8 protein-coding genes are annotated in these 5,718 nt (G+C 37.8%); 5 read left to right on the forward strand and 3 right to left on the reverse strand.

Translation table 11 applies throughout. From position 1 onward, the window contains the following. The first annotated feature begins 891 nt into the window (after positions 1 to 891). Positions 892 to 1,152 carry a phosphatase PAP2 family protein gene (locus DYY66_RS16195; RefSeq protein ID WP_394352594.1) on the forward strand — a complete coding sequence of 87 codons (261 nt, stop codon included), beginning with the start codon at positions 892 to 894 and terminating at the stop codon, positions 1,150 to 1,152. Here the strand turns inward: DYY66_RS16195 and DYY66_RS06390 are convergent. Next, entirely contained in the window at positions 1,141 to 1,452 is a 312-nt protein-coding gene (locus DYY66_RS06390) for a hypothetical protein (RefSeq protein ID WP_166287202.1), read from the reverse strand. The genes DYY66_RS16195 and DYY66_RS06390 overlap by 12 nt on opposite strands. A 1,233-nt stretch (positions 1,453 to 2,685) precedes the next feature. On the opposite strand from DYY66_RS06390, the gene DYY66_RS06400 reads away from it, so the two are divergent. Together DYY66_RS06400 and DYY66_RS06405 are read left to right on the forward strand one after the other, a co-directional pair. Then, positions 2,686 to 3,462, forward strand: coding sequence for a proteasome assembly chaperone family protein (locus DYY66_RS06400; protein WP_166287208.1), 777 nt, complete (start codon positions 2,686 to 2,688; stop codon positions 3,460 to 3,462). Positions 3,463 to 3,550: 88 nt separating this feature from the next. Next, positions 3,551 to 4,162: a hypothetical protein gene (locus tag DYY66_RS06405; protein ID WP_166287211.1), complete on the forward strand. Its 612-nt coding sequence runs from the start codon at positions 3,551 to 3,553 to the stop codon at positions 4,160 to 4,162. On the opposite strand, the gene DYY66_RS06410 is transcribed toward DYY66_RS06405, so the two are convergent. After that, positions 4,159 to 4,458: an OB-fold nucleic acid binding domain-containing protein gene (locus DYY66_RS06410; RefSeq protein ID WP_166287214.1), complete on the reverse strand. Its 300-nt coding sequence runs from the start codon at positions 4,456 to 4,458 to the stop codon at positions 4,159 to 4,161. The genes DYY66_RS06405 and DYY66_RS06410 overlap by 4 nt on opposite strands. Before the next feature lie 112 nt (positions 4,459 to 4,570). Here DYY66_RS06410 and DYY66_RS06415 point away from each other — a divergent pair, with 112 nt between their 5' ends. Beyond that, positions 4,571 to 4,723: a hypothetical protein gene (locus DYY66_RS06415; RefSeq protein WP_166287217.1), complete on the forward strand. Its 153-nt coding sequence runs from the start codon at positions 4,571 to 4,573 to the stop codon at positions 4,721 to 4,723. 43 nt (positions 4,724 to 4,766) lie between these two features. On the opposite strand, the gene DYY66_RS06420 is transcribed toward DYY66_RS06415, so the two are convergent. Continuing rightward, a complete protein-coding gene (locus DYY66_RS06420) occupies positions 4,767 to 5,135 on the reverse strand; it encodes a hypothetical protein (protein ID WP_166287220.1) in 369 nt (122 codons plus the stop codon). Positions 5,136 to 5,395: 260 nt separating this feature from the next. Between DYY66_RS06420 and DYY66_RS14415 the strand changes: the two genes are divergently transcribed. Continuing rightward, positions 5,396 to 5,718: chlorite dismutase family protein (locus DYY66_RS14415; protein ID WP_255496254.1), on the forward strand; the 323-nt coding region annotated here is incomplete at its 3' end.

The raw sequence follows: 5,718 nt of genomic DNA on the forward strand, positions 1-5,718 counted from the left end.
CTTTTCTTTATTTGGTTTTTCTTACCGATCTTTGGTAACTGTATGTGTAAATTTATCTAGTAGATTCTCAGCTAAAAATCTTCAAATCACTTGGTGTCTTGTGTGTATTATAACATGACATAGATTTTTTTCAGAACCGTGGATGTTTAGGGGTCAGACTGGCTTGTGATCGTACAAAAACAAGGCACATCCACGGTTCCTAAAATCTGTGTACTGTAATCGCATAAAAAAATAAAGATGATTATCATCTGGAGATAAACAGAAGAATCAAAAACACTAGTCTGCATCATCTGGTTCTTCATCTAATTGATCTGGTTTTGTATGTAAAACAATACCAAGACAAGCAATCTGATTTTAATATGGTCATACAAAGCAATGCTTAGATGTTGTATCAAGGAGAGAATTTCAATGCAAAGCTGGGTCTTTGAAACACGAAGTAGAACTTTCTTCCTGTTGTTAGTATCATTTCTAATCATGCTTTATCTTGCTGTTGCAAAAGTTCTGTTCGTATATGATACAGGATTTGAAACTACACTTTCAAAACTTGTAGGAAATCCTGTCGTAGACATTACCATGGACGTGTTTACAGAACTTGGGTGGGTGTTGTATCCAATATTTGTCAGCATCATACTGTTTATCATAAAAAGAACAAGGCGTCTTGGTCTTGTCCTGCTTCTCTCGTTATTGGTAGGCAGCATGGTTGTGGCCTATATGAGATGCTACTCTGGGTATGAAAAACCGATGCTTGATTATCTGGGGGCCACCTTGCCAATAAAATCTGGTGCTGATGTGGGTGTTCCTTGTGGGATCGAGGGTACTTTTCCTGCAGGTGATACCATGAGGGCAACTATATTTGCATTCATTATTGGATATGCATTATCTAGGAGATNAATCGAGGGTACTTTTCCTGCAGGAGATACCATGAGGACAACAATATTTGCATTCATCATTGGATATGCACTATCTAGGAGATTTCCGCGCGGATGCTATCTGTTGTGGATATATCCAGCAGTGGTATCAATAAGCAGGTTATACTTGTTGCAAGAATATCCATTGACAATAATTGCCGGTGTTGTCTTTGGGATTATAATTGCAAATATTGTATCCAGAAAACTAAAGATAGAACTTATCTTTGATAGATCAAAAACCTAGCTCTTCCATGACCTTGGAGCTTATCAGAACCATGGCATAGTGATCTGCATCATGACTGTAGATCCAATATCTTACATCACGTTCTTGTTTTGTTTTTTTCAATCCAAAATTAAGCTCATTCATAATTGTAAAACCTATCTTCTTTGCAGTCTTTTGCTCCTTTGTCATGATAACTTTGAATGCGCCCTTTTGAGTTGAAAAACCAAGTTTTACCATCTGGTCTGCAAGATCCTGTGCCTTTCGTTCGTCATCGATCTGAAATGACTGGGCTACAGGTAACTGTGATGGATGAAAATCCATGATTTTGGTATGTACTTGCTAAATAAAATCTACTTGGTGACCCTTGACACATCTTAAAATTTTGCTAAAAAGATCAAAAATATGTTGAAAATTTTAACTCATATGTCAAATACTGATCATAACAAAAACTTAATCGATTACAAAGGCTCATAATCGCATGACATCCCTTGAGGCTCTCGTAAAATCGCATAGTATGAAAAAGGCAGCAGTAACCAAATTGCGAAAACAGGCTGAAAGTAAACTAAAAGAGGCTATTTCTAAAAAACGAAGATCATCATCAGGCCTTGTAGCCTTGGAGAAGAAAAAGGAGGACTTGACAAGGGCAAAAGACCACGCAATGCAGCTTTTAAACCAACATCTCTCCCAAAAGGCAAGCATTGAGAGGCTCAAAATCGCAGCCGAGGGTAGACTACAGCAAGAGCACGATGCAAAAGACCAGGCAACCCAGCAAAGCGAGTATGGGTCTGAAGACAAGAATGCCGTTGCTGAACGACTAAAGTATATTGATGAAAAAATATCCGAATTACATTCCGAGATAAAAGAAAGAGATTCTACTCATGCTAGATTAGAAAAGGCAATAGAGTCAAGCGAAAAGGAAAAGGTAAAAGCTGAAGACCAACTAAAAAGACAGAGCCATCTAAAACCTACGTTGGTTGAGCAACTAAAAGCTGCCACAAAAGCAGAAGCTGCATTGAGACCCAAGTTTGAATCTCTTCTAAAACTTGAAACACGTGCAGGAATTGCATTGGCATCAGTACAAAAGAAACTTGCAGTGATTGTAGCTCAGAGAAGAAAGAGACTTGCAGCACTTGCAGCCAAGAAACGAAAAAGAATGGCAGCACTGGCAGCTCAGAGAAGAAAGAACAAGGCAAGACAACTTGCACTAGCAAGAACAAGAAAAGCAAAGGCAAGAAAATCAAAACGAAGACCTGCTAAAAAAACAAAGAAGTCTACAAAAAAGACACCAAAACGAAAAGTAACAAGAACATCTAAAAGAAAAACAAGCAGAACTACCANAAACAAAGCGCAAGTCTGCAAAAAAAGCACAAAAAAGAAAGGCAACAAGAACATCTAAAAGAAAAACAAGCAGAACCGCCANACCAAAAAGAAAAGCAGCAAAAAAATCTAAAAGAAAAACTAGCAGAACCGCCAAGCGAAAAACAAAGAAAACCTCTAGACGTAGATAGAATTCCTACGCTTCATTAATATTGAATTAATTTTTCCGTAACGGTATTGTCTCTTCCTCAACGTATCGTTGTAGAAATAACAGAGATGCCACATCTCAAAAATCCATCTCTTATCTGTGGATTTCCAGGAAGCGGCTATGTCGGAAAACTTGCAATCGATCACATGATTGATGAATTAAAAGCAGTTCCATTTGCAAACATGTTCTCATCATCATTTCCTCCGCAGGTACTGATACAGCCAGATGGAACAACTGATCTAATGAAAAATACATTTTACTATTACAAGGGTACAACAAATGACCTTGTTTTGTTGAGTGGCGATGCACAGCCTGTGACTCCAGAAAGCGAGTATGAGATGGCAGAAGAGATTGCAAAAATTTGCGAGAAACTAGGAGTAAAAACAATCTATACTCTTGCTGCATACATCACCGGTGCATTTTCTAAAACTCCCAAAGTCTATGGAACAAGCACCATTCCAAAAATTGTAAATGAATTCCAAAATTATGGCATCTCTGTAATGAACAGCGGAAGCATAACTGGAATGAATGGCCTCATCATTGGTGTAGGAAAACGAAAAGGAATAACAGGAATTTGTCTTCTTGGTGAAACATCTGGATATGTTGTAGATGCCAAGGCATCAAAAATTGTGCTTGAAACATTAGTAAAAATGACAAATCTAAAACTTGACCTGACAGGAATTACAAAAAAAGCACAAGATACAGAACATCTTGTAAAGACAATCGAGGAACAAATGGGGCAAAGGGCTGGAGGAGATTCGCTACCAATGCCACAGCATGATAAAAAACTAGGATACATCAGTTGANTATAGAGGAGCAAATGGGACAGAGATCTGGAGGCGATTCTCTACCAATGCCACAGCATGATCGAAAACTGGGATACATCAGTTAACCATGAAAAAACGTGGACCAATAATTGCAATTGCAGGAGCCGTAATGATTGTGATTGCAGCATCCATTGCATATTCTGTAATGCCTAGAATGCCATCTGACAGTTCTGGTACGGATTTTTTTCCATCGCCAGAAAGCCTCTTTGATAGTGTATCTGATAAAGTAACAATTGATGCAGGCACTGTGTATACCTTTTCACATACTGCAACTACTGCACACGTGCCCTTGATGTGGGGAGTTCACGTTGTAGACTATAATCCAAATGATGTGGTTGCAATATCAATTTCAAATATCTTTGGGGACAAGTTTGGCTCGTTCACAGACAATGACCCCATTTTCATAAAATCATTTGATGTACCAAAGGCAGATACCTACAGCTTTAACGTAGAAAACAAGGGCAAGGAGCCAATTACGGTAGTGATGTTGTTCACAGAAAACCCTGAAAAGTCAAAGGCATTGACTGACCCCAACTCACCGTTTGTCAAAAACATATTGCCTCTAGCAGAAGCCGGATTCTTGTTAATTATTGGAATTATTGTAATACTATCTGGTGTAGTACTTAGCGTAATAGATTGGAGAAAGGGGAAGAATCAATCTAGCAACAGATATGTCTAAAATTCTAATACTACTAGTTTTCCAAACTTTCCAACATTGAGTGCATTTTCGCCTCTGAATGTGGAAATGTAGCCGTTTTCGATTCTTACTTTGGAACCTTGTTTTACCATTTTTATCTGTGCATCCCACAAGCTAAGCTTGATCTGTCCGGTCTCATCTTTTAGCTGTGCATCTGCGACTTGAGCCTGTCCACCAGTTTTTAGGTTTACAGTTCTTGGTTCGCTAATGCTTTCGATTACACCTTCGATTGGTTCTAGCTTGTTTTGTGGTCTGTTCAGTTGGTCTATGCTTGGCATTTAACAAAATTTTCCATTCTCAAATAATAAGTGTTTTGATAGTATCTTTTAAGATATCAAGGTTTGATTCTTTCAATATTGATAAAAACAAGGAATACTCAACTAAATGGAAATGCTAGATGAAAACAAAGTAAAACAAATAATTGAAGAACAATTTCAACGACTGATCAGAGAAAATCCAAATGGTCGCAATGCCTCAATCGAGGATAGATTACAAGCACTCGAAGATAGACTAGAAAACATTGAAGAAAAATTAGGAATCTAGAAGATACTAATTTTTCCATCTGGATTTATCAGATTAGTAATTTCTATTTGGAAATTATCTGACCTTTCAACCACTGGGCAATCTGTTTTGTTGCCGCATTGTGTGACATGTCAATTATTGGCAGAAGGACATTGTTGTTGTTATTTTTTAGATATTGCCTGTATTGCGGCATTTCGGTGTATTCTATTGCTGCAAAATGTATCTTACCTTCAATCTGGTCCTTGATTATCTCAGGTGTGGGAGGAAAACCTTGCGGTTCATACAGTATACCGTCAGCCCATCGCGCTGGAGGTGCAGAACTGCCCAATGGAACATTGTTGGTCTTTATGCTTAGAAAGTCCTCAATGCTGTTGACCTTGACAAGCTCATGAATTATTATCTCATTTATTGGCTGGTGCTTGATAATTACCATGTTTCTAAAGAACTCGGTTGTGTCATTTAATGGATCCGATCAGTTTTGAACTTTAGATTCTAGTATGACTGGAGAACAAGGACTATCATTACGATTGTAAATGCAGTAAAAATGGAGCCGATTCCTATTGCCATCTTGGTGTTTCTGCTCATGTCTTTTTCTGCTTTTTTCGCTAATTTAAGATATCTCATAAATTCCAGTATCTGACTTCAAACCTGATTGATCAGATTTTAAATAAGGTGACAATAAATCTAGTCTTCATGAGCGAACAGCCACGACAATTTTTCAATTTTTCATTTTTCAAGGTTGATCCAAAATGGCGCTGGATGGCAGATCTTGCAAAAGAAGAATCGGCAAAGGAGGTAGAAATTGTTCTTAAAAATTCGCAAATAAAGTACAGGACATATTCCACTCTTGGCCTGCGAGATGATGCAGAATTTTTGATTTGGTTTGTATCTGATTCTGTAGAAAAAATTCAAGATGTCGTATCAAAACTATACCTTACAGTCTTTGGAAAATACATTGTACCAACTCATGTGTACTTATCCAGCACAAGACCTTCGATGTATGCCAATAATCCTAC

It is taken from the genome of Candidatus Nitrosotalea sp. FS (genome assembly GCF_011319475.1).
Taxonomy (GTDB): Archaea; Thermoproteota; Nitrososphaeria; order Nitrososphaerales; family Nitrosopumilaceae; genus Nitrosotalea.

Bases quoted from the DNA above. Each gene is read 5' to 3' on its own strand.
- DYY66_RS06390 (WP_166287202.1), bottom strand. From the start codon at position 1,452: ATGGATTTTCATCCATCACAGTTACCTGTAGCCCAGTCATTTCAGATC.
- DYY66_RS06405 (WP_166287211.1), top strand. From the start codon at position 3,551: ATGAAAAAACGTGGACCAATAATTGCAATTGCAGGAGCCGTAATGATT.
- DYY66_RS06410 (WP_166287214.1), bottom strand. From the start codon at position 4,458: ATGCCAAGCATAGACCAACTGAACAGACCACAAAACAAGCTAGAACCA.
- DYY66_RS06415 (WP_166287217.1), top strand. From the start codon at position 4,571: ATGCTAGATGAAAACAAAGTAAAACAAATAATTGAAGAACAATTTCAA.
- DYY66_RS06420 (WP_166287220.1), bottom strand. From the start codon at position 5,135: ATGGTAATTATCAAGCACCAGCCAATAAATGAGATAATAATTCATGAG.